The organism is Thermanaerothrix sp. (assembly GCA_026417795.1).
Taxonomy (GTDB): Bacteria; Synergistota; Synergistia; order Synergistales; family Synergistaceae; genus Thermanaerovibrio.
Map to the genome: position 1 here is coordinate 1 of JAOACP010000139.1, position 500 is coordinate 500.

At 48.0% G+C, this 500-nt stretch carries 1 protein-coding gene; it reads right to left on the minus strand.

The window, feature by feature from the left end; all coding sequences use genetic code 11:
- Positions 1 to 495: TetR/AcrR family transcriptional regulator (locus tag N2315_09635; GenBank protein ID MCX7829431.1), on the minus strand; the 495-nt coding region annotated here is incomplete at its 3' end.
- Positions 496 to 500: the final 5 nt, after the last annotated feature.

Consider the following 500-nt stretch of genomic DNA (forward strand, 5'->3'; position numbering starts at 1 on the left):
ATTCCCCCCTTCCAGGGTATACCACTGTTTAAGATAATACAGACCACAATAATAACTAACGGTAGAAAAAATAAGGGTAAAACGATAGATAAGCTCTTCCTTTTCAGCTTCCGGGAAGGGGAAAAAATCTTCAAACGTAATGCCCCGCTGCCGTAATTGTTCGGGGATAGTCCACTCCGGTTTCTGCCCATTCATCACCACAAACAACAGAAACCCAAAATCTGCCCCCTGTCGAATGAAATACCGGGCCAGGTGCAATCCAAACGTAACAAACCGTTCCTTCGGCGAAGAACAGGCCTGAAATCTCAACCGCAGTTCTTCCATCAGAGGAATAAAACGGCTATAGAAATCCCGGTAGAGGGCCTCAATCAGTTCATCCTTGTCCTTAAAATGCCGATACAGCGCCGCCTTGGATACCCCGAGGGCCTTTGCCACCGCCGTCAAACTGCGGGTTCTGTAACATTCCTCTCCCCACACCTTAAAGGCAGTCTCGATTATCC